Annotated in this window: 22 protein-coding genes; 1 reads left to right on the top strand and 21 read right to left on the bottom strand. The window is 41.0% G+C overall.

All coding sequences use genetic code 11. The features are described 5' to 3' along the window. Window positions 1–89 precede the first annotated feature (89 nt). The 21 genes from DWV68_RS00115 to DWV68_RS00015 form a co-directional block, all read right to left on the bottom strand. Window positions 90–917, bottom strand: coding sequence for a flagellin N-terminal helical domain-containing protein (locus DWV68_RS00115; RefSeq protein WP_117946013.1), 828 nt, complete (start codon window positions 915–917; stop codon window positions 90–92). A 188-nt stretch (window positions 918–1,105) separates the two neighbouring features. Continuing rightward, window positions 1,106–1,591: a flagellar export chaperone FlgN gene (gene flgN, locus DWV68_RS00110; protein WP_118664665.1), complete on the bottom strand. Its 486-nt coding sequence runs from the start codon at window positions 1,589–1,591 to the stop codon at window positions 1,106–1,108. Then, window positions 1,575–1,952, bottom strand: a complete 378-nt coding sequence (fliS, locus tag DWV68_RS00105; RefSeq protein WP_118664663.1) for a flagellar export chaperone FliS — start codon at window positions 1,950–1,952, stop codon at window positions 1,575–1,577. The genes flgN and fliS overlap by 17 nt, the downstream gene beginning before the upstream one ends. 65 nt (window positions 1,953–2,017) lie before the next feature. Next, window positions 2,018–4,330: a flagellar filament capping protein FliD gene (gene fliD / locus DWV68_RS00100; protein WP_118664661.1), complete on the bottom strand. Its 2,313-nt coding sequence runs from the start codon at window positions 4,328–4,330 to the stop codon at window positions 2,018–2,020. 12 nt (window positions 4,331–4,342) lie between these two features. Beyond that, the gene (locus DWV68_RS00095; protein WP_118664659.1) at window positions 4,343–4,765 is read right to left on the bottom strand and encodes a flagellar protein FlaG; all 423 of its coding nucleotides are present in this window, start codon (window positions 4,763–4,765) and stop codon (window positions 4,343–4,345) included. Window positions 4,766–4,852: 87 nt separating this feature from the next. After that, window positions 4,853–5,068, bottom strand: coding sequence for a carbon storage regulator CsrA (gene csrA, locus DWV68_RS00090; RefSeq protein WP_022242364.1), 216 nt, complete (start codon window positions 5,066–5,068; stop codon window positions 4,853–4,855). 1 nt (window position 5,069) lies between these two features. Continuing rightward, window positions 5,070–5,531, bottom strand: coding sequence for a flagellar assembly protein FliW (fliW, locus tag DWV68_RS00085; RefSeq protein ID WP_117841491.1), 462 nt, complete (start codon window positions 5,529–5,531; stop codon window positions 5,070–5,072). Window positions 5,532–5,547: 16 nt separating this feature from the next. Then, on the bottom strand, window positions 5,548–7,059 hold the full coding sequence (locus DWV68_RS00080) for a flagellin N-terminal helical domain-containing protein (RefSeq protein WP_118088067.1): 1,512 nt from the start codon (window positions 7,057–7,059) through the stop codon (window positions 5,548–5,550). Window positions 7,060–7,073: 14 nt separating this feature from the next. Continuing rightward, window positions 7,074–8,924 carry a flagellar hook-associated protein FlgK gene (gene flgK, locus DWV68_RS00075; protein ID WP_118088066.1) on the bottom strand — a complete coding sequence of 617 codons (1,851 nt, stop codon included), beginning with the start codon at window positions 8,922–8,924 and terminating at the stop codon, window positions 7,074–7,076. Window positions 8,925–8,942: 18 nt separating this feature from the next. After that, window positions 8,943–10,685, bottom strand: a complete 1,743-nt coding sequence (flgK, locus tag DWV68_RS00070; protein ID WP_117841494.1) for a flagellar hook-associated protein FlgK — start codon at window positions 10,683–10,685, stop codon at window positions 8,943–8,945. A gap of 17 nt (window positions 10,686–10,702) precedes the next feature. After that, on the bottom strand, window positions 10,703–11,215 hold the full coding sequence (locus DWV68_RS00065) for a flagellar protein FlgN (protein WP_022242359.1): 513 nt from the start codon (window positions 11,213–11,215) through the stop codon (window positions 10,703–10,705). Window positions 11,216–11,231: 16 nt separating this feature from the next. Next, window positions 11,232–11,513 carry a flagellar biosynthesis anti-sigma factor FlgM gene (flgM, locus tag DWV68_RS00060; RefSeq protein WP_117841495.1) on the bottom strand — a complete coding sequence of 94 codons (282 nt, stop codon included), beginning with the start codon at window positions 11,511–11,513 and terminating at the stop codon, window positions 11,232–11,234. 204 nt (window positions 11,514–11,717) lie between these two features. Then, window positions 11,718–12,782 carry a polysaccharide pyruvyl transferase family protein gene (locus DWV68_RS00055; RefSeq protein ID WP_117841952.1) on the bottom strand — a complete coding sequence of 355 codons (1,065 nt, stop codon included), beginning with the start codon at window positions 12,780–12,782 and terminating at the stop codon, window positions 11,718–11,720. A gap of 36 nt (window positions 12,783–12,818) precedes the next feature. Then, a complete protein-coding gene (locus DWV68_RS00050; RefSeq protein WP_118664657.1) occupies window positions 12,819–13,538 on the bottom strand; it encodes a DUF4190 domain-containing protein in 720 nt (239 codons plus the stop codon). Window positions 13,539–13,571: 33 nt separating this feature from the next. Then, window positions 13,572–13,802, bottom strand: a complete 231-nt coding sequence (locus DWV68_RS00045; protein ID WP_022244117.1) for a hypothetical protein — start codon at window positions 13,800–13,802, stop codon at window positions 13,572–13,574. 24 nt (window positions 13,803–13,826) lie between these two features. Further along, on the bottom strand, window positions 13,827–15,314 hold the full coding sequence (locus DWV68_RS00040; protein ID WP_118664655.1) for an AAA family ATPase: 1,488 nt from the start codon (window positions 15,312–15,314) through the stop codon (window positions 13,827–13,829). A gap of 113 nt (window positions 15,315–15,427) precedes the next feature. Then, window positions 15,428–15,982 (bottom strand): ABC transporter permease, encoded by a 555-nt coding sequence (locus tag DWV68_RS00035; RefSeq protein ID WP_118664653.1) that lies wholly within the window; start codon window positions 15,980–15,982, stop codon window positions 15,428–15,430. A 104-nt stretch (window positions 15,983–16,086) separates the two neighbouring features. After that, window positions 16,087–16,959, bottom strand: coding sequence for an FtsX-like permease family protein (locus DWV68_RS00030; protein ID WP_118639811.1), 873 nt, complete (start codon window positions 16,957–16,959; stop codon window positions 16,087–16,089). Continuing rightward, a complete protein-coding gene (locus DWV68_RS15030) occupies window positions 16,949–17,041 on the bottom strand; it encodes an ATP-binding cassette domain-containing protein (protein WP_197420783.1) in 93 nt (30 codons plus the stop codon). Before DWV68_RS15030 ends, DWV68_RS00030 begins: the two co-directional genes overlap by 11 nt. Before the next feature lie 139 nt (window positions 17,042–17,180). After that, window positions 17,181–18,044 (bottom strand): hypothetical protein, encoded by an 864-nt coding sequence (locus DWV68_RS00020; RefSeq protein ID WP_118664651.1) that lies wholly within the window; start codon window positions 18,042–18,044, stop codon window positions 17,181–17,183. Window positions 18,045–18,301: 257 nt separating this feature from the next. Then, window positions 18,302–19,021 (bottom strand): hypothetical protein, encoded by a 720-nt coding sequence (locus DWV68_RS00015; protein WP_330419919.1) that lies wholly within the window; start codon window positions 19,019–19,021, stop codon window positions 18,302–18,304. 164 nt (window positions 19,022–19,185) lie between these two features. Here DWV68_RS00015 and bioB point away from each other — a divergent pair, with 164 nt between their 5' ends. Further along, complete coding sequence (bioB, locus tag DWV68_RS00005; RefSeq protein ID WP_118664649.1) at window positions 19,186–20,169, top strand: biotin synthase BioB; 984 nt, start codon at window positions 19,186–19,188, stop codon at window positions 20,167–20,169. Window positions 20,170–20,264: the final 95 nt, after the last annotated feature.

Below are 20,264 nucleotides of genomic sequence, written 5' to 3'. Positions count from 1 at the left end.
TTACTTTACAGGAAAGCAATTTCCTGTAAAGTAAAAAATAAAGCCGACCCTTTCGGGTCAGCTTTACTTTTATGGTTGAGTACTTATGATTACTGAAGTAAGGATAATACACCCTGAGTAGACTGATTAGCCTGTGCTAACATAGACTGACCTGCCTGAGCAAGGATGTTATTCTTGCTGTATGTAACCATTTCAGAAGCCATATCTGTATCACGGATACGGGATTCTGCTGACTGAGTATTCTCAGATGTGGTATCCAGGTTGGCAATTGTATGCTCCAGACGGTTCTGGATAGCACCCATTGCTGAACGCTGTTTAGAAACAACTTCGATTGCATCCTGAACTGATTTCATGTAAGAACCAGCTTTTGTAAATGTACTTACACTTAAAGCAGCCTTAAGACCAATCTTTGATGCGCACATATTAGCAATTGAGAAGTCGATAGACTGTCCGGAAAGGGCACCTACCTGTAATTTCATCTTGTTTGTTGCTCCAGAGAAAGTACCATCTAACAGGTTCATTGTGTTGAACTGTGTGGTAGACTGGATACGGTCGATTTCAGATGTTAACTGATCCAACTCAGCTTTGATAGCACTTCTATCAACAGTTGTGTTAGTTCCGTTAGCTGCCTGTGTAGCAAGTTCGTTCATACGCTGTAAGATAGAATGTGTTTCATTTAATGCACCCTCAGCGGTCTGTACTAAAGATACACCATCCTGTGCGTTTGAAGAAGCTTTGTTAAGACCACGGATCTGGCTTCTCATTTTCTCAGAAATGGAAAGTCCTGCTGCGTCATCTGCTGCACGGTTGATTTTGTAACCAGAAGATAATTTCTCAGTTGATTTTGCCTGTGCGCTTGTTGTGATACCTAACTGTCTGTTTGTGTTTGCTGCCTGTAAATTGTGCTGTACTACCATAATTAATTCCTCCTTGAATTTAACGTCGCTTCCTTGCGACTACTTGTTTTTTGTTGCAGATATCTTATCGGCCGTACGCTCCTCAAATCCATCTGCTAAGTAACAATATCTTGTTTACTTGTTATATATATCGGACGGTCGTCTCGATACTTTATAGTAAATGGAAAATTTTTTTAAATTTTTCCAGTCTACTTCTTATCATCCAGAAATGTGGAACCCGGAGTTTCCATTTTCATCATATTTCTGTAATAGGAATTCACCGCCTGTCTGGATTTCTTTACTTCCTTAATCTGTTTCTTCACGGAAGTAAATTTCTGCTGCATCAATACCTGATTGCGTTTTTCCTGGCTCTGGATTGCAGTGCTCTTGTCCATGATTGCGGTAATATCCCGCTTCATCTGAGCAATGTCTTCCGAATATGCCCCACGGTTCTCTGTCAAATCAGCTCGGACCCGGTCATAAATCTGGCTGAATCCGTCATCTAACTTTGATAACTGCTCTACCAGATCTGCCTTACGGTTCAGATTTTCTTCCAGTTCATCCGGATCTAAATCCGGATTTTCCAGCATATCTTTCTGCAATACATTTAATGCCATAATTGTATCCAGCAGTTCTATTTTTTTCGTAAGGCTCTGTTTTAAGATTTCAATATAGCTGTTATTTGCTGTGTGCAAGCTTCATTACCTCTTTCCAAGTATCACGCATGGTGCGAAGGTGTACCAGTACTTCCTCTAAGATTTCTTTATCTTTTTTCATGTTTGCTTCAACCAGGCGTTCCTGTAAGTACCTATACACATTTTCAAAGTCCTTTGCAACCGGATACTTATGATTTAAGGTTGCCTGAAACTCTTCTATGATATTTTCTACTTTTACAATATTTGTATGGGCTTTCTGGATATTATTCTCCTCAATTCCCATGATTGCAATATTACAGAATTTGATGGCGCCTTCATAAAGCATCAGTGTCAATTCTGCCGGAGAAGCAGTCATAATCTTACTGTTCTGATATGCTGCATATCCATTGTTCATTGTCATCGTGTTACCTCCATGTATTTTCACATTATCACAGGTCTATGCCTGTGACTGACATTTATCGGCTCTTATGAACCCAAAAGACCTGACAGTGAAGAGGTAGACTGCTGTAATTTTGCCAGTGCAGTTTCCATTGCTGCAAATTTCTTATAATAAGAATCTTCCATCGAAGTAATCTTATCTTCCCACTTCTTAATGGTGGTAGTATAATTGCTATACTCTTTTGCCATCTGCTTATCATTATAAACAGTCATTGCACTGCTCAGAGAATTAGAGCGCATCTTGGTATCAATCTCATTGTATACACCGGTAACAAGCTGCTGCATGAATGCCGTAACTGTATCCGGGTCTTTCTCTATCATCTGTTTGAGCTTATTGGTCTTAGAGGAAACTGCAGAATCATCTGCATCACCGTCAATATGATAAGCATTTTCCTCATTCTCATCTGCATTGAGATATCCCAGGGTTGAAATACCAAAGCTGGAAAGGCTATAACTCTTGCCATTCACAGTATATCCCTTATACATGGCACTGGTCATGGAATTTAAAAGATTACCTAAACTGTCATCCCGGCGAAGCAATGCACTCTTTACCTTCTTCTCCCATTCCTCGACTTCAGAATCTGTCATGGCATCTTTTTCTTCCGTTGTCAACGGCTCATATCCTTTGGCAGAATCTGCGTTATAAAGAGAAGTCATCTCATTAATCAGGGAATTATATTCTTTTAAGAAATCTTTTATTTTCTTGTATACACCGTCTACGTCATTCTTTACCGTCACATTAATCTCACTGCCTTCTGTTGAAGCCAGCGCCTCAATCTTCAGTCCGTTAATGCTGAAGGAGTTAGAGGATGACGTATATTTTGCATTATTTACATAAATCTCTGCATCCTGGCCATCTACGCGGGTTGCATCCGTATTGTACTGTGTCTTGTCAGCTGCATTGGCAAGCTGTTTTACCGCATAGGAAATACGTGCCTCTAGCGTCGCCTGATCTTCCCCGTTATCTAACAGGGCATATTTTTCAAGAACAGCCTTATTGTCACTGATAATCTGATTCTGGGCAGTAATACTGTCCTGCTCTTTCGTAATCTTATCATTGTATGCATTGGTAAGTTCTTCTATGGATGCATATTCTGAATCTGCTGCCCCCTTATAAGCATGCTGTACACTGGTGATAAAATCATTCATATCCGCTTTTTCATCAGCTGTCAGGGTGTCATCAGCTGCCTGGGCATCATACTTGTCTACTGCTGCCTTTGCCGCCGCAAATTCTGCAATGGTAACCTGTTTTGCATCTTCTCCGGCATTTTCATCCTTCTTCTCAACAAGACCTGCTTTGGCTGCAAGGGCATTCAGGCGGTCTGTACCGGTTGCTTTTTTATCATCTGCGACTGTATCGTCTGCTACAATCAGCTTTCCTTCTGAATCTCTTTTAAAGTTTCCATCATCATCCAATTCATATGTTTTGGATAAATCAGCTTTGGACATAGCTGCCAGTTCATCCAAATCACGGATTTCTCCTGCATTATCAAGTCCCTTATATGCATTCATCATGGTCTCATAGGAAGATGCATAATTTACCTTTGTTGTATAACTGGAAATCTTAGAGCGCGACTGTGTAATGCTGTTATTGGCTGCTGAGATTGCATCCTTGGAATTCTGCAGATCCGCAAGAATCTGCGCTATATCCTGTCCATCATACGCTGCCCATGACTTATAATTCTCTGTATTGCTCTTGGAAGCTACCCTCAAGCCCAGTGCCTTTAATGCTGTGCTTCCATTGTCATCTACTCCTGACAGGCTGAAATCATTGGCTGCTCCCGTACCGGATGCTGCCACATAAATTCTCTGATTTATCGAATCATAAGATGCCTTTACTCCTGCTTTGTTTAATTTTGATACAAAATCACTGATTGTTGTATCTGCCGTCACTTCGATTGTGCTGGTCTTTCCGGCAGATGTCACTTCAATCTTTCCACCGGTAAAGCTGTCATCACCCAATAACTCGCTGAGCTTGGTTGCTCCGGTTGTAGAGGCTGCTAACTGGCCGCCGGTAAGATAACCGGACTTTGCCACCTGATTAATCTTTAAGCTGTAGCTTCCGTTTACAGCAGTACCCTCTGCACTGACACTTGCCTTAGTAGTATCTGACACCGACGCCATCTTGGTCTTATACGCAGAACTGTACTTTAAGCTTGTCATGTTACTGTAAAGACTCTTTACCTTTTTATTTAATGTCTTCCATGCATCCTGCTTCCAGGAAAGCTTGGTCTGTGCTTTTACATATGTATTTTTCTTTACATTATATGCAGATACGAGCTGTGTAACAATCGACTCGGTATCCATTCCTGACGCTAATCCTGATACTCGAATTGCCATCTTAAGTACCTCCTATCTCTTCTCGTCTACCATCAGCCCTGCCATCTCCCAGAGCTTCTGTATCATGTCAAGTGTCTTCTCCGGCGGATATTCTTTAATCACTTTCTTGCTCTCTTTGTCCACAATCTTAATAGTGACACGATTGGTTCCTTCGTGGATACCAAAGATTGCTTCTGTATGAGCCTGGCTGCGATTGATGCTCTCCACCGCCTTCTTAACCTGTTCCGAGGAAGAGGCAGTTGCTTTTTCTTCTTCTGCTGGATTCTGACCCTGTGCTGCTGCATTTTCTAATACGCTGGCATTTTCCTGCTGTATTTCATCTGCACTTGTCTGTAATCCTTCTGTTGTTACTGCGGAACTTTCTCTTATTGTTCCCTGAACCGGAGAACTTCCCTGATACACCGATCCACTGTTTCTGATTGATTCAATTGACATTGCTTACACCTCCATGTGCTTCTTGTCATTTCCGTTTACCATTGTTCTAACTCTTATATCGGTAGAACCCGTAAATTTATTTAGCGGTTACAGTAAATTTTTCAAAGCTTCTAACCCATCAGCTTTAAGAGAAGCTTCATTTTCCTTCTGAATCTGTAAATATACTTCTTTCCGGTATACCGGCACATTTTTCGGTGCTGAGATGCCGATTTTAATCTGGTCTCCTCTGATTTCCAGTACTGTTATCTCAATATTGTTATTGACAACAAGGGATTCTCCCTTTTTTCTTGTTAATGCCAGCATCTTATTCACCTGCCTTCTTCTTTGCTTCTTCTAAAATTTCATAAATTCTGTATCTTACCGGCAGGTCATCCTCTACGATTATCTGACTCGCTTTTCTTGTGTCTGTATTAATTACAATCGGTGCTTTTAAGTTCACTGCAAGTTCTTTGATATTCTGTGGCACGGTAACTGTTACCAGTACATAAAGGTTATCCTCTTTTATGGTTCCAAGGTTCTTTAACAATTCATCTTCCACACTTGGATTATATGTTTCACAAACGAACAGCGGATCCATTACCGGAAATGCTATCTCCGGCTCGTCCATGGACTGTAACCAGGAAATGGATGGTCTGCCTTCTTTTTCTTCATCGAAGATTAAGGTAAACTTCTTCATATCCGGAAATCCAATGATTCCGTCCTCAAATGTTATGATTTTGCTTTCGTCTATTTCTATTTCCCCAAACAATCTTGTTGCTGCTTTCATGCCAGTTTCTCCTTTCTTACAGATAATCCAGTAAAGTCTGTCTTTCTAATTTAGCGGCCGCCTGTAAAGATGCCTGATATGCAGTATAGGAAGAAGTATAGTCAATGATAATCTCTGATAAATCCTTATCCTCATTGTCTGATTTTAACGCTTCTACTGTCTGCTGTTGATTAGACATGCGGTTCTTTGTAATATCAAGCTGCTGTCCCTTGCTTCCCACATCCGTGATTGCAAGGTTTACATCTGACATATAGCCTTCGAATTTCGTCAGTCCCCTGTTAAATACTGTCTGCAGCTGATGGTCTGCATAATCTGCCTGTTTCTGGGCAGCAGCCAGACAGCTTTCCAAATATTCCTGGTCGTCCTTTGAAGAATACTGGCTTAAGCCTTTCATTTCCTTAATGTTGTCCACTACACTATGTGCGTCAATAGCCGACTGCACAATGGAAGTAAGATTATCTAAATCTCTTGCAATATCAGAGTTAAACACTGTGCTTGCCTGTGTATTTACCACCAGAGTCTGATTCGATGCAATGGTATATTCAATATCCTGCCGGACTCTCTTTCCGTTTTCAAAATTAGTATATTGGATTGGATTAGCCGCATCTGTATTATTGGTACAGTCAAAATAATTCTCCGGTCTTAATTCTCCTTTGGAAAATCCGGTCTTATCATAATTCACAGAAACCGTTGCTCCTAATGATTTCAGATTGGATGCAAGTGTTTTTCCCATCAGAAATTCACCGGTGTCTTTATTAAATACGATGTCATTATCTGCTATTGCATAAGAAGACGCTTCCAGATCACTAGTGGTAACAGTGGTAACATTCAGCTCCTTCATGGTCATCTGTCCGGTTGCTTTGTCTGTATAACTGTAACTGATTTTTCCACCAGTAATATCGGTAATATTGTCATAGGAAAGGCGCAATCTGTGCAGTGTAGTATTCTCCGGTGTACCCGGTGCTGTCTTTGCAGCTACGTCTGCAGCTGTCGGTGTCTTAACATTTCCATAGGAATAATTATATTCTTCTATTTTATCTGCGGATAAATACTCGCTGATATTATATGTCTCTTTGCTGTCTGCCTGGAATGTCAAGGTTGAATTCGTCTTATAACCGGTAAATACTGTTCTTCCTGCATAATCTGCATCACCTTCAGAATAAATCTGGTCACTTAAGGACTGTAACTGCTTTAAAATAGTCTTACGGTTTTCTTCCGTCAGTGTTCCATTGGCTCCTGCATCACACTGGGTGTGAATGGTAGTCAGCAGCTTTTTCATGTTAGTAAGAGAGGTTTCGGTAACATCTAACCATGCCTCTGCATCCGGAATATTTTTTTCATAATACTGATTAATCTGGCTTAAACTGCTGCGCAGCCGAAGTGCACGGATAGCAATAACCGGGTCATCGGATGGCCTGCTGATTTTCTTCTGTGAAGTCATCTGATTATTCAATGTATTCACATTGGTCTTGTTTCCATTGATATTTATTTTGGTATTGCTCATGATCATGTTATTGGTTACTCTCATTCTAACAAACCTCCTTATACTCCGGTCTCTAAGATTAATCTGTCATACATCTCTGCCATAACAGAAACCATCTTGGATGCCAGATTATATGCATTCTGGAATTTTACTAAGTCCAGTGCTTCTTCATCTTCATCTACACCGGATACAGACTGTCTCTGCATATCGATAGTCGACTCTATATTGGAATAATTCTTGCTGAAAAGCTCCGCTTCTTCTGTATCTACAGAAATATCCGAAAGCAGACACTGTAAGAAATCATCTGCCCCCGTTCCACGGTAAAGCTTGGTATCACTCTCTAATTTCTTCAAGCTATCCAGCAATGTATATTTATCCACACCATCGGTGTACTCTGACCTGGTTACTGCTGCAAATCTTCCCGGGTCTGTTATGGACTCTGAATTTACAGCAAAGTTTAATGCTGTCAGCTGATAATAGGTATTGGAACCGGAGGATATCTGTGTATCTGTAAAATCATATTCTCCGCCTAAAGCTTTCTTTCCCACAAAAAAACTTCCCATTTCTTTTCCATTTAAATCCACTGCCGGATCAGCTGCGTCTCCACGTTCAATATCATTAAATGCTTTGGTAAAGCTTCTTAAGAACTGGTTCATCTGGGACATATAGTACGGGATTCCCATGGCATCCACACTCTTTCCAATGCTGACACTTTCTCCTAAGAACTTGCTTCTCTGGGATGCATTTAACTCCTGCTTTAATGTAAAAGTATAACTTCCATCTGCATTCATGGTAAAATCGGAATAAAGATAATCATTGTTTAATACGGTTATGATTCCCTGTTCTGCAATGGATAATTTCTCTACATCCGTCATAGATGGATTCTTTACGGTAATCTGCGTTACGGTTCTTCCATCTACCACAGTATTCCGGATACTTCCGGCTTCTGTTCCTATTTTACCGGTAAAGTTTTCTGCATTATTTCCATCCCGCATTTCAAACAAAGCTCTTAAACTTCCACCCATGGATGCACTGGCTGCATTGAATTTTACTCCGGTATCTGACCAGGTCAGGTCGTACAATCCATCAATATCAGTCTGGTTAATCTTCTGCTCTCTCGCTTCATAAGAGAGGGTACGGTAATCGTATCCGTCCACCATGGTCTGTCCATTAATTTTCACGGTGTATTTATTAATTCCAAGATCCATATCCGGATAGTTACTGTTGGTAATCGGCACTTCTGATATTTCAACCGGAACAATTGCGGAAAGTTCATCCACCAAAAGTGCTCTCTTATCTCTCAGCTCATTGGCATGTCCACCATTGATTTCCACCTGATTAATCTGCTTATTAATCAATGCAATTTTCTCTGCAATGGAGTTTACATTATCTACAGTAGACTTAATCTCATTGTTTAAGGTTCCCTGTAATTCCTGAAGGTTCGTAGCAACTCCGTTAAAATAGGTAGCAAGACTCTGGGCACTTCCGATAAACTGCTTTCTTACATTTTCATCAAAGTTCGTATGCTGTGTGGTATCCAGATTGTTAAACATGGTTTTTAACAATGTGGAAAAACCCTTTTCCGTATCATCATCTGTAAAATATGTCTGAATCTGTTCCATATAGTAAAGACGTTTCTGATACAATCCAAGGTTTCCATTATTATTCCAGTATTTCGTGTCATAATAGCTGTCCCGGAGCTGTGTGACAGAAACCGCATTTACTCCGGTTCCGGTGGTTCCGTATTTTGCATTGACACGCATTCCTTCACCGGCTTCTTTATTCGTTACCTGTTTACTGTAACCCTTGGTCTGTACATTAGATACGTTATTGGCAGCAGTATTTACAGATGCCTGAAATGCATTTAATGCAGATGCTGCTATATTTAATCCAAAAAATTGTGACGGCATATTCCCACCTCTTCTATATTACAATCCGTTAATTAATGTCTCTATCATGTCACTTACCACATTCATAAAACGGCTGGCTGCATTGTAAGCATTCTGGAACTGAATCATACTGGTCAGTTCCTCGTCAGAAGAAACTCCGATTACCTGCTGACGCTTATTATCAACGGTATTTACCGTGTTATTCAGTGTCTCTGACATGGTATTGTAAACAGAACCTGCTGTTCCTGTTTCACCAATCATCTGTGCATAATATTCCATAAAGGTACATTTACTGGTAGCATTTGGATTCAAAGAAATCTCACTCTTCTTCCACATCTCTGTAAATGCGGTACCAAGCTGCTGCGCTACCTGTTTATTATTACTATCCTGTGTCAGATGCGGGATGTAAGATGGCTGGCTGATAATTTCATCATTTACCTTAAGGCTGGACAAGGTATACATTTTAGAAATATCTGTTGCACTTTCCTCATTGTATACATAGTATGTCCTGGTATTTCCAGCCGCATCCGTTACATTCACCTCTGTATAGCGATCCGTTCCTACCCTGGAAAATAGCTCCTGTGGCGGAAGCTTTCCATCACTTCCTACTGCGCAGTTATCTGTATCTAAAACTTTCATCCCCTGTGTAATGGTAAACGCATTTCCATCTGCTGTTGTTCCGGTTAAATCTGTGCCGGCATATTCTACATTCGGACAGAAGATATCATTGATTGCTGTAACCAGTTTATGTACCAGCTGGTCTAATTCTGCTTCTGTAGAAAGCATTACAGACATTCCTGCACCATCATTATATTCCTGACGGGATTTTCCTTCTATATCACGGTAATCTGCCACATAATTTCCACGCTGCATTACCAGTGCCTTCAATTCTCCGATGTCAGTGTTATAAGCAGACGAAATATCTACATTAAAGTTAAATACATCGGCTGTCTGTCCACGATTCGTATCTGACATCTGCGGCCAGTATGGTGTAATATAACCGGTCTCATCATCTACGCTTTTTCCCATCTCATATACCTGGGCACGATTTACGAAATCAACACCTTCTATTGAAACAAATACAGTTCCATCGTATTTCTCATCATAGTCGATATGAACCAGACCTGCCAGTTCGTCCAGTGCGTTATCCCGCTGGTCCCTTAATTCCATTGCAGTCTCGACTCCACCAGCCTCGATTTTTACAATGTTCTCATTTAAATCATAGATTTTCTTTCCCAGTTCATTGATCCGGTCAATGTCCTTGGAAATTTTTGTATTTAAATTATTCTGATAGTTCTGTAAACTTGTGTAAACGGCTTTCGCCCGGCTGATAAACAGACTCGATTTCTGCATTACAAGGTTCTGGTTTACAGAATCAGAAGGATCTTTGGAGAACTCTTCAAATGCAGTATATAAAGATGAGATACTATCCTGGAATGCTTCTCCCTCCAGCTCCTGAAAATAAGTATAGATTTCATTTGTTGCAGAGTAGCATGCGGAATAAAAAGACTGTCTTCCAGTCTCTGTCCGATATGATTTATCTAAAAATATATCTCTTGAATGAATGACATCTGCAATACTTACACCAAGTCCGGACTGCTGATTACTGATTGCTGCATTTTTATCAAATGTATTGTAATGGCGGTCCGCCTGAATGACCTGCTGGCGCACATATCCGGTTGTGTCAACATTCGCAAGGTTATTTGCTGTCGTATTCAAGGCATTCTGGCTTGTCCGAAGTCCAGAAGAACCAATATATAAACTTCCCATTCCATTTGCCATGGTACTTTTCCTCCTGCCTACTGTTTCGTGTCAAAAGCACTGCTTCCTAACAAATCTCCGGTATTGTATGCAGATTTGTTATAATTTGCCGTTTCCGGTGCCTGCCGCAGGCTCTTAAACAAGGTCAGGTCAAACTCCACCATCTCTAAGGACTGTTTAATCAGTGCCTGATTCTGTGTGTTTAGCTGTGCCATTTCCTTTAACGTCCTGTGAAGTTTATCCCGAAGTGAAATAAGGCGGCTTTGTTCTTTTGGCTGTGATTCCAGTATCTGTATCATGGTCTCAATGGTAAAATCATCCTTTGATTTACCCAGTACATCTGCCATATCCTGTAAGATGGTTCTGCGGCGCACTTCATATCCATGAAGCACATCTGTCATTTCCTGCTCCATTGCAGTAATTTCTTCCAATCTCTTTACATTTCCGGCAACCAGTACATCTGTCTTCTCTTTTGAAAGAACAATCAACTCCTGATATTGTTTATCTTCCTGCAGAAGTACATCTGCCAAATCCTCCATCAAACTAGCCACGGCTTATCCTCACTTCTTACTTCTTCATTTCGTTATATTTTGCCAGTAACATACTTGCAAAATCTCCGGAATCCACATCATATTTTCCTGACTGGACACTTGTTTTCAGTTCTGCTACTTTATCTTCCCTGATATCCGAAGCTTCTGCGACTGCCTGTTTTGCGATCTGGTAATCTCTTCCCAACTGGGAAATCTGCACTTCATCCCTGCCTGTGCTTACACCATATGGCTGCTGTACTTTACCAGTCTTACTTGTTTTATATATGGATGCGATCTGGTTATAAGCTTCTATACGCATAACGGCATCTCCTTTCTTCCTTGAAATGATTCGCATTTCTGTTGTCTAATCTATTTATCGGACGTTTCTTTGGAAAACTTAGTGCAATTTTAAGAAAATATTTTTTCCTCCTGTTACCGGTCTGTAGTGCCTGCCTGCAACAGCTTCTTGCGTAAAATAGCCCCGGCATCACTGACACCGGGGTTATCTCTTTTATTTTCATTCTTATATAATATCTTTAATGGATAAAATGTGACGTTTCATATTTTCAAAATACTGATTCATCATGCGATATGCATTTTCCATGCTGCAATAATGATTCTCTGCAAGATTAAGAAGTGCATCCTCCACCTGGTAAATCATCTTATCATTGATATGGTACTGTAATGCTCCTTTTTCTACCTGAAGATACTTTGTCTTAATCTCAGGCAGTCCCAATGTTTCATTGAGGCTGCTTCCTCTTGCATCTTCTTCCAGTAATATGGAGAGGTTTCTTCTGGAAAGGTTATAGATATGAGCATGTACACGAAATCCGATATGCAAATCGCAGTCATCATATACTTTAAATCCTTCATCACTGCCTGATATATCCATAAAATGCACATTCAGTTCCTTCATAATTGGTTCTATTCCAAGCCTTGCATCCGGGAAGCCTCTATGGCAGACAAAATATATTTCACAGTTTCCAAAGAATCTTCTTACAAACTGGGTCAATTCTACTGCCAGACCCCAATTCGCCATGTTTCCGCAATCCGAAATACAGATTTTTCTACTGGATGTCAGCCCTTTTCCGGTATATCTTGTAATTCCAATATGTTCCAAATCATACCATGCCGGACAACCTGTCATCGCTATATTATCGTAACCATTGTTGCGCAATACATTCACGGTTGCAATATCCCTGCATCCCATCTTCAGGCCTTTTTCCATTGCTTTCTGAAACAGTGCCCTCATAGGTTCTTCAAATTGATAACTATACTGGCTGACCACATCTGAATTGTGTTCCCACCATCCCATGCCAAGGAGCATAACTGGGATTTTAATTTTATTTAAATCATCTGTAACTGGTGCCATCCTTGGATAAAATCCATTACAATATCCAGGTCCACCGGCAAACACTAAAATATCGCAGGCATTTATTTCTGGAAGTTTTTCTTCCAGACTCTGATTTCGATAATATTCCACGATTTCACTGTCTGGATAAAAATATTTCAGTAATGAAATTGCCCGGTTCTTTATCAAAAAATCGCCGGCATTAATAATCGCTCCGTGTAATACAGCTATTTTCATCTCCGTCACCTCTCTTCTTTTATTTTACATTTCCTTTTAATAATACCTGTAACTTCTCACCGGATGGCTTGCAGTATACACGATTGACAGGATTAAAAGCAGCACGCTGATTCCAGCCAGCACAATGGTTGCAATTGCAAGTCCTTTTTTCTTCGTCTGTAAGCCCTGGAATCCACACCAGAATTCCAGCACAATTATAATTGCTCCGTATGTAATACCAAAGAAGGATAACAGCAGTCCCACCAAGCTGATTACAAAACCTGCAATCGTCCAGTTCTCCCTTGTCTTTCTGGATTTCTCCACAAACTGATTGGCACTGTTCTGTGGCGGGATATACCCCTGCTGTGGTGGCATGCCCTGCTGCATCGGTGCTCCCTGCTGCATTGGCATTCCCTGCTGCATTGGCATTCCCTGCTGTGGTGCCATACCCATCATATCAATGCGATGCAGTTCTACAAACAGCGGTTCTAAATCATCCCGGAAAGATTTCTTTGGAATGGCACCTACAAAGCCTTCCAGCCCTCTTGGTTTCTCAAAAGTTCCCATATATGCCAGCACAATCACTTCTGTTCCATGAATGTAATATTCTATAGAACGTTTTCCCTTCATCCACGGGTCATTGAAGAAATAATAATTGGCATTTGGCTTTGGTATCTGTACATACTGGTTGGCTGTCAGATAATTCTGAATCACCTGGTTAATCACTGCCGGTGCCGCATGCACGTTAAATCTGTATTCTGTTTTTTCTTTGCTCATTTTTCCTTCTCCTTTATATTATGTAAACCGCCTTTATTCCATCGGGCATCCCCGGCGTTCCGGTCCTTCCATGCCGCTTACATACCGGGCATTGAATTCCATATTAATCTCCCGGAGTTCCTTCTCTCCATCAATGTATGCCTGATACATTTCCACGATTCCGGCACTGCATCCATCGCAGGTTGCAGAAATATTTCCCAAGGATTCTGCAACAATTGCCTCACGTTCTTCTTTTGTTGTATCTTTGATTAAATATCCGCTCATCCTTATTCTCCTTACCAATCACTTTTACACAAACAGCTTCTTCACATTTTCAGCATCAAAGGTTACGGATGGCACATGGTCTACTTCGATCTGATAAAGGGCATTGGCTGCTAAATGTTCCGCTGCCTGTTCTAAATCACGGATACCGGAAGTATGCTTAAACTGCTCTACAATTGCATCCAGTCCATCCTCTGTTACAACACATTCACCCTGATGCAGGCCGATTCGTTTTAATACCTTCGGCAGTGCAAACCGGGAGAAGATAATCTTCTTTTCTTCTGATGTATAATCCGGGATATCAATTACTGCAAAACGGGATAAAATCGGTGCACTGATATCGGCTTTATTGTTAGCAGTAGCAATCGGATAAACTCCCACGGTCGGAACCATACATTCCATATAATTGTCGGTAAATCCAAGGTTATCCAACAAGGTTAACAGCACATCTGCCGGGTTTCCGTTTCCTTTGCCGGATGCTGCTTTATCCAACTCATTGATAATAAATACCAGATTGGATTCTCCCGCCATGGAAAATGCTTCCATAATAATTCCCGGCTTTGCATTGGCATAAATGCGGGAGCTTCCGGTCAGCTGCTCCGGGTCATTGATGGAACTCATATCCAGCGTTGTCCAAGGCAGCTTTAAGATTCTTGCTACCGCATAGGCTATCTGGGATTTTCCGGTTCCTGCCGGTCCCACCAGAAGCAGTCCATATGCCGGCAGGGTATGGGTTCTGTTAATCTGAATGATAGTTTCCATGATACGCTGTTTTACTTTCTCCATGCCATATAGCTCTTCATCCAGAATCTTTCTTGCTTCTACCGGATCAATTGCCTCAAAATAATTGCTCTTCCACTGGATATTCATCATAATGGACAATGCTCTCTGGGCATGACGGCGTTCCTCCGGTGATACCTCATGGGAGCGTGCTACTGCAAGATTTCTTCTCGCCCAGAGACGGATATTATCCGGCATGGTTCTGCCGGCGCAGGTCATAAAATCGGAAATGCTCTGTAAGCTGGTCAGCTTCATATCATCTCCATTTTCATCCTCTTCTTCCTCGTCCATTTCCTCTGTCGGTGCACTGCTGGCAAGAAGTCTCTCTATCATAAACTGTAAAAATCCATCCTCTGCAGACAATTTGGTTCCTGCGCCAAAGGTTGTCTCCCGAATCTTGTATACAGCATACCCCTCTTCCCGGTTCTCTCCCGAAAGGCGCACACTGATATGATTTTCTCCCAGCCATTTAATCAGGCTGACGAAACGTGCATCTATTTTTAAAATATCTGCGCTGTAAGTCTCGCTTTCCTCTTTAAATTCAAAAGCAGTCTGCTGGCTCTGGTTTGCAAACACTCCTCCGGAATGATGTTTCCACTGACGTTTTTTATTATCTAATACAAGAATCGGCTCATCCGCCGTCTTCTCCTTCTCATTGGACTGAAACGTTGTATAAGTGCATACGGACTCTGTTTTCTTCTCACCCGGTGCATTGCTAAAGTCAAAAACTGGCATTTTTCTCTCTCCTGTATCTTTTCATAGGTTCTTTCCATATACAAAGACCTTTTCTCTCAGAATACCACAAGGGTTCTGAAAAGAAAAGGTCTATTCATCCACTTATTCTCCGCTTACTCTACACCTTTTAAGGTTTCTACCATATTGAGACTGCGGATTCGTTTTGAGAACATAAAGCTTACCAACATCGAAATTATCATAACCAGAATACCGGCTATGATATAATCCACCGGTGCCAGTGACAGATTATAATCGAAATTCTCTCCATTGGTATTTATCATTGCATTTAATGACACATTTCCAAGCGGTGCTCCAATAAGGATTCCGATGATGCTCAGCCACAGATTCTGTATGCTCAGTATTTTTCTTATTTTAGAAGATTGTAAACCCAGTACCTTTAATGTTGCAAATTCTTTTACTCTTTCATTAAAGGAAAGGACTCCGGAATTATACAATACCACAACTATCATAAGTATTGAAAATACCGCCATCATAACAACCATCATATTGATTACCGACATGCTGTTTTCATACGCCGCCTGCATCTCACTTTTACTGTTCACCCCGGTTACATAACTAAGGTCAGCTTTATCTTCTGCCGCTCCTTCATTCGTCATCAGAAATCCCGGTGTATATTCTGCCCCTGTTTTCTCATAGTCTTCTCTCAAATATGTGATTCCCTGGGATTCAAGGCTTCGGTAAATGGTTCCAACCTTTGCTTCATACCAGGTATTTTTCGTATAAAGATGCCAGTATACGGTATCTCCTACCTTTACATCAAGGTCGGCTGCCAGCTTACGGCTGATGCATTTTTCTTCTTTGCCACTTCTACCTGATTTACCATTACCACTTCGCCATCCAGTTCCTCTGCCATATCGTCTACATCTTCCGTCTTGGCATCTTCTGAAAATTTAATCTGGTACTCACCTACGGTTACGCGATTAAAGTTAATCTCTATCATACTGCCTAAGAGTTCATTACAGCCGACTGCATATATCATCAGCAACATACCGACTGCCGTTCCAATTACACACATAAAGCTTCTTAACTTGGCTCTGGAAATATCCCTGAGATTGTACTGGCTGGTAAAGGAAAGTTTTTTCCAGAATGGCAGTCTCTCAAAAATGCATTTCTTTCCCTTCTTCGGTGCTGCCGGCCGCAATGCCTCTGCCGGCTTAATATGAAGCAGTTTCCGGCAGCTGATATAGGAAGCAAGTACGCATACTGCCACAATGCCTGCTGCAATGATAAAATACATCGGATGGAATACCGAATGCAGACCCGGCACGATATACCAGTTTGCAAACATACCAATGACTGCCGGGCTTCCCCACAAAGTTTCTGCCAACAGTCCAAGAACGACTCCAACTACCGAAACAACAAGACTGAAACTGATATAATGCAGCATGATTTTATGCCGTTTCAAACCAAGGGCATTCATGGTTCCTATCTGGGTACGCTGCTGTTCTACCATTCTTCCCATGGATGTTGCAATTACTAAGATTGCGATTCCCACAAAAATGATCACAAACAGATAGGAAAATGACTGATGCTGCTCTAACTCACTGTCTAACCGCGCCAGTCCCGGAATAGATTTTCTGTCTACAATGGCTGAATAATCACGGTCGATGCTTTTATCTATCATCTGACCTAACTACCGTCGATTTTCCTGCTCCTGACTGTCCTAAAATCACCACAAATTCTCCCTCGTTAATGGTAAAGTTCACATGATTGACTGCATATTGTAGCGCTTCTCCTTCTTTCGTGCAAGTTAGTCGTGTCTAATCGGAATTATAGCACAAAAATAAGGATAACCAAGTTCCGGTTATCCTGTTGAGAAATATTATTATTAATTTTCAAAAAAATTTATTCTGTTAATCCTTTGATTTCATCCACAGATAATCCTGAAATTTCTGCTATCTGCTCCAAAGAAAAGCTGCCCATCCTGAGCATCCGGGTTGCTGCTTTAACAGATGCCTGTTTTTCACCTTGTTCTACCCCTGCCTCAAACTCCGCTTTGCGAAGTTTCTTTTCTTCTTCCACTTTATCATATTCGAAAATACTCATCGCAACTACCTCCGCACGATTCTTTTTCAGGAAATCAGCAAGTATATTCTCCCGGATGCATTCTGTAACCGCTCGTTCCACAGCATCCTCCAGCGGAAGCTGCTCTGCATACTTTCTGACTTTCGCCACATACTGCGCATACTCCTTTAATTTTCGGCAATGCTGCATTAATTCGCAATTATGTCCTTCATTGATATTTAATGTTGTCACAATCAGTTCCAATGCCGGTTCTGCTCCGGTATGTAAAAAAGCATCTGACAACCGGCTGATGCAACAGTCCTCTAACGGCTCTATTCCATTATAAAAAACAAAAAAGCCGGGAGTCGGAATCTTTTGAATTGCAGATGAATATAACGATTTCCGGTCGATGAGTTTCTGGTATTCCGCTGCAATATAAAACAAGTCCCGAAGAGGAATATTGGGATTTACTGTAGACTGATGTTCATAAAGATAGAGATTCATGTCTAAAATAAATGCCAGATCATTTTTCATTCCCATATAAATAGCATTTTCCAATGTTACAATTTCCAAGTCATCGGGATTGGTATAATTCCGTTTGTTTACCGCATTATAGAGTGATAGAAGTGACTCCCTGTCTGAAAAAATCATACGAAAAATCGTATCCTTATAATTGCGGTTTGCTGCTGGTACTTTCTTTGTCATATGTAGTTCCTCCTTTGATTTGCAGGAAGCTGCTACATACTCCTTTTCCTGTAACTTCTCCTGCTTTTTATTTAATAGATGGTATAAAAAGCATAGATCGATACAGAAATGTCATAACGCTTAAGACTGCCAGAATGGAATAAAAGAAAATGCTATCTGGATTGTATTTTATGCTTTGGATTATTGTATCACAAAGATTTTGTCCCCGGCAATCCTTTTATGAATATTTTAGATTTCTAAGAATCTCTTAAGTCTTATTAATGGGTCTGTGCATATTCTAAGAATTCTTTTGTCTTAGACCAGTACTTGATTCCCCAGTTTTCAAAATTCCATTCTTCCATATAGGCATTACACTCATAATCCACATAATAGAGGACATTTTGCCACAGGATAAAATTTGTAGGGAAATAATCAATATTTGTATGTGCAGCATATAACTTTGTGCACATTTCTTTTACCTGTTGCAGGCAGATTTCCGGCAGTGCGTCCTTTTCCACCTGCTGATAGACAGTGTCTCCCGGAATGTATTCCTTTAAAATGCGTTCCTGTGTCTCATCGATATCAAGCAGCTTTGGCATAGTAATTCCAATTTCCATAAGCCGTTTATAATCCCTTTTTTCAGCCTCTAACTTATTATCAAACTGATAATAACTGCATGGTTCATGGTGAATCTGTTTCAGGACATATTCCTTCTCCCCATCTGTCACAAGATAGGAATAGCCGCCTTTCCCCTTTCCAAGCAGTTTTTTCACTTTATATTCTTTTCCGTTTAATGTCATTATCTCTTCTTCCGGCAGCTCCATTTCCGCTCCGATATCCAGTTTCTTTTCATAAGCCAGCTTATCCGCCATACGGATGCTGCGCTGTTTTCCGGTGTCATCCACCAGAAGAATCGTAACCATCGGTTCTTCCCCCTCCGGCCGTCCTTCACAGCCGAATTCATCCTCAATAATATCTGTGATTTTGTATTTTTTCATCTGCCATTCCTTTCTCTTTACTTTTTCATCTCATTATCTTTCATTATACCAGTTTTTCCTGTTTTTGTATTGTCAACTTATGTATTATTGTAGGTTGACATTCTATTGATTTTTGTTTATCATAAAGAACTGTAAAATTCATACAGATACAAAGGAGACAAACCATGGATGCACTGACACTGGCACAGGAAATTATTGACGGACGACGCATTACGAGAGAGGATGATTTATCCTTTTTTCTTACCTGCGATTTAAAGGAATTATGCGAAGGAGCCGACGAAATCCGTGCTGCAAGAATTGGAGATAAAGTAGATTTATGTTCTATCATAAACGGACGAAGCGGACGCTGTCCGGAAGACTGTAAATATTGTGCCCAGTCTGCACATAACCATACCAACTGCGAAGTATATGACTTCCTGCCGGAAGAAGATATCATCAAAGCCTGCAAAATGAACGAAAGCGAAGGCGTTGACCGATTTTCTATCGTAACTGCGGGAAAAGCACTGACCGGTTCGGAGTTTGAAAAAGCCATTCACGCCTTTGAATCCATGCATCGGGAATGCAAAATCGATTTATGTGCTTCCATGGGATTTTTAGACGAAGAACAACTGCACCGCCTTCATGAGGCAGGCGTTACCAGCTATCATCATAATATAGAAACATCACGCCGGAATTTTCCAAATATCTGCACCACCCATACCTACGATATGAAAATTGAAACTTTAAAGAAAGTAAAAGCGGAAGGCATGTGCGCCTGCTCCGGTGGTATTATCGGAATGGGCGAAACCTGGGAAGACCGTCTGGATATGGCAGTAAGTTTAGCTGAACTGGGAATTGATTCTATTCCAATCAATGCTTTAATGCCAATCCCGGGAACTCCTTTAGAAAATCTGCCGCAGTTAAGTGAAGATGATATTCTGCGTACCATCGCATTCTTCCGTTATATCAATCCGGATGCAAATATCCGTCTGGCTGCCGGCCGTGCGCTGCTTACCAACGATGGTGAAACTGCTTTTCAGGCTGGTGCATCTGCAACCATTACCGGAAATATGCTGACTACCGTTGCCTGCGCTACCATAAGAAGTGACCGGAAATTGTTAGAAGATTTAGGCAGGGATGTAACACCTGACTATTGGAAAGAAGCATAATAGATTCTTATGGACCTTTGATAGAAAAAAGGAAGCCGTTCCATGATGTGACCCCAAAAAGTTAGACTTTTAAGCGTAGCAGTTTTATTGGCTGC

It is taken from the genome of Roseburia sp. AF12-17LB, assembly GCF_003479605.1.
GTDB lineage: Bacteria > Bacillota > Clostridia > Lachnospirales > Lachnospiraceae > Roseburia_C > Roseburia_C amylophila.
Note: the sequence above shows the minus strand (reverse complement) of the source record. Positions and strands in the feature narration are given on the sequence as shown.

Coding starts and splice junctions, on each gene's coding strand:
- DWV68_RS00115 (WP_117946013.1), bottom strand. CDS start 917: ATGGTAGTACAGCACAATTTACAGGCAGCAAACACAAACAGACAGTTA.
- fliS (WP_118664663.1), bottom strand. CDS start 1,952: ATGACAATGAACAATGGATATGCAGCATATCAGAACAGTAAGATTATG.
- fliD (WP_118664661.1), bottom strand. CDS start 4,330: ATGGCAATTCGAGTATCAGGATTAGCGTCAGGAATGGATACCGAGTCG.
- DWV68_RS00095 (WP_118664659.1), bottom strand. CDS start 4,765: ATGTCAATTGAATCAATCAGAAACAGTGGATCGGTGTATCAGGGAAGT.
- csrA (WP_022242364.1), bottom strand. CDS start 5,068: ATGCTGGCATTAACAAGAAAAAAGGGAGAATCCCTTGTTGTCAATAAC.
- fliW (WP_117841491.1), bottom strand. CDS start 5,531: ATGAAAGCAGCAACAAGATTGTTTGGGGAAATAGAAATAGACGAAAGC.
- DWV68_RS00080 (WP_118088067.1), bottom strand. CDS start 7,059: ATGAGAGTAACCAATAACATGATCATGAGCAATACCAAAATAAATATC.
- flgK (WP_118088066.1), bottom strand. CDS start 8,924: ATGCCGTCACAATTTTTTGGATTAAATATAGCAGCATCTGCATTAAAT.
- flgK (WP_117841494.1), bottom strand. CDS start 10,685: ATGGCAAATGGAATGGGAAGTTTATATATTGGTTCTTCTGGACTTCGG.
- flgM (WP_117841495.1), bottom strand. CDS start 11,513: ATGCGTATAGAAGCTTATAACCAGATCGCATCCATATATAAAACAAGT.
- DWV68_RS00055 (WP_117841952.1), bottom strand. CDS start 12,782: ATGAAAATAGCTGTATTACACGGAGCGATTATTAATGCCGGCGATTTT.
- DWV68_RS00050 (WP_118664657.1), bottom strand. CDS start 13,538: ATGAGCAAAGAAAAAACAGAATACAGATTTAACGTGCATGCGGCACCG.
- DWV68_RS00045 (WP_022244117.1), bottom strand. CDS start 13,802: ATGAGCGGATATTTAATCAAAGATACAACAAAAGAAGAACGTGAGGCA.
- DWV68_RS00040 (WP_118664655.1), bottom strand. CDS start 15,314: ATGCCAGTTTTTGACTTTAGCAATGCACCGGGTGAGAAGAAAACAGAG.
- DWV68_RS00030 (WP_118639811.1), bottom strand. CDS start 16,959: ATGATAGATAAAAGCATCGACCGTGATTATTCAGCCATTGTAGACAGA.
- DWV68_RS00020 (WP_118664651.1), bottom strand. CDS start 18,044: ATGACAAAGAAAGTACCAGCAGCAAACCGCAATTATAAGGATACGATT.
- DWV68_RS00015 (WP_330419919.1), bottom strand. CDS start 19,021: ATGAAAAAATACAAAATCACAGATATTATTGAGGATGAATTCGGCTGT.
- bioB (WP_118664649.1), top strand. CDS start 19,186: ATGGATGCACTGACACTGGCACAGGAAATTATTGACGGACGACGCATT.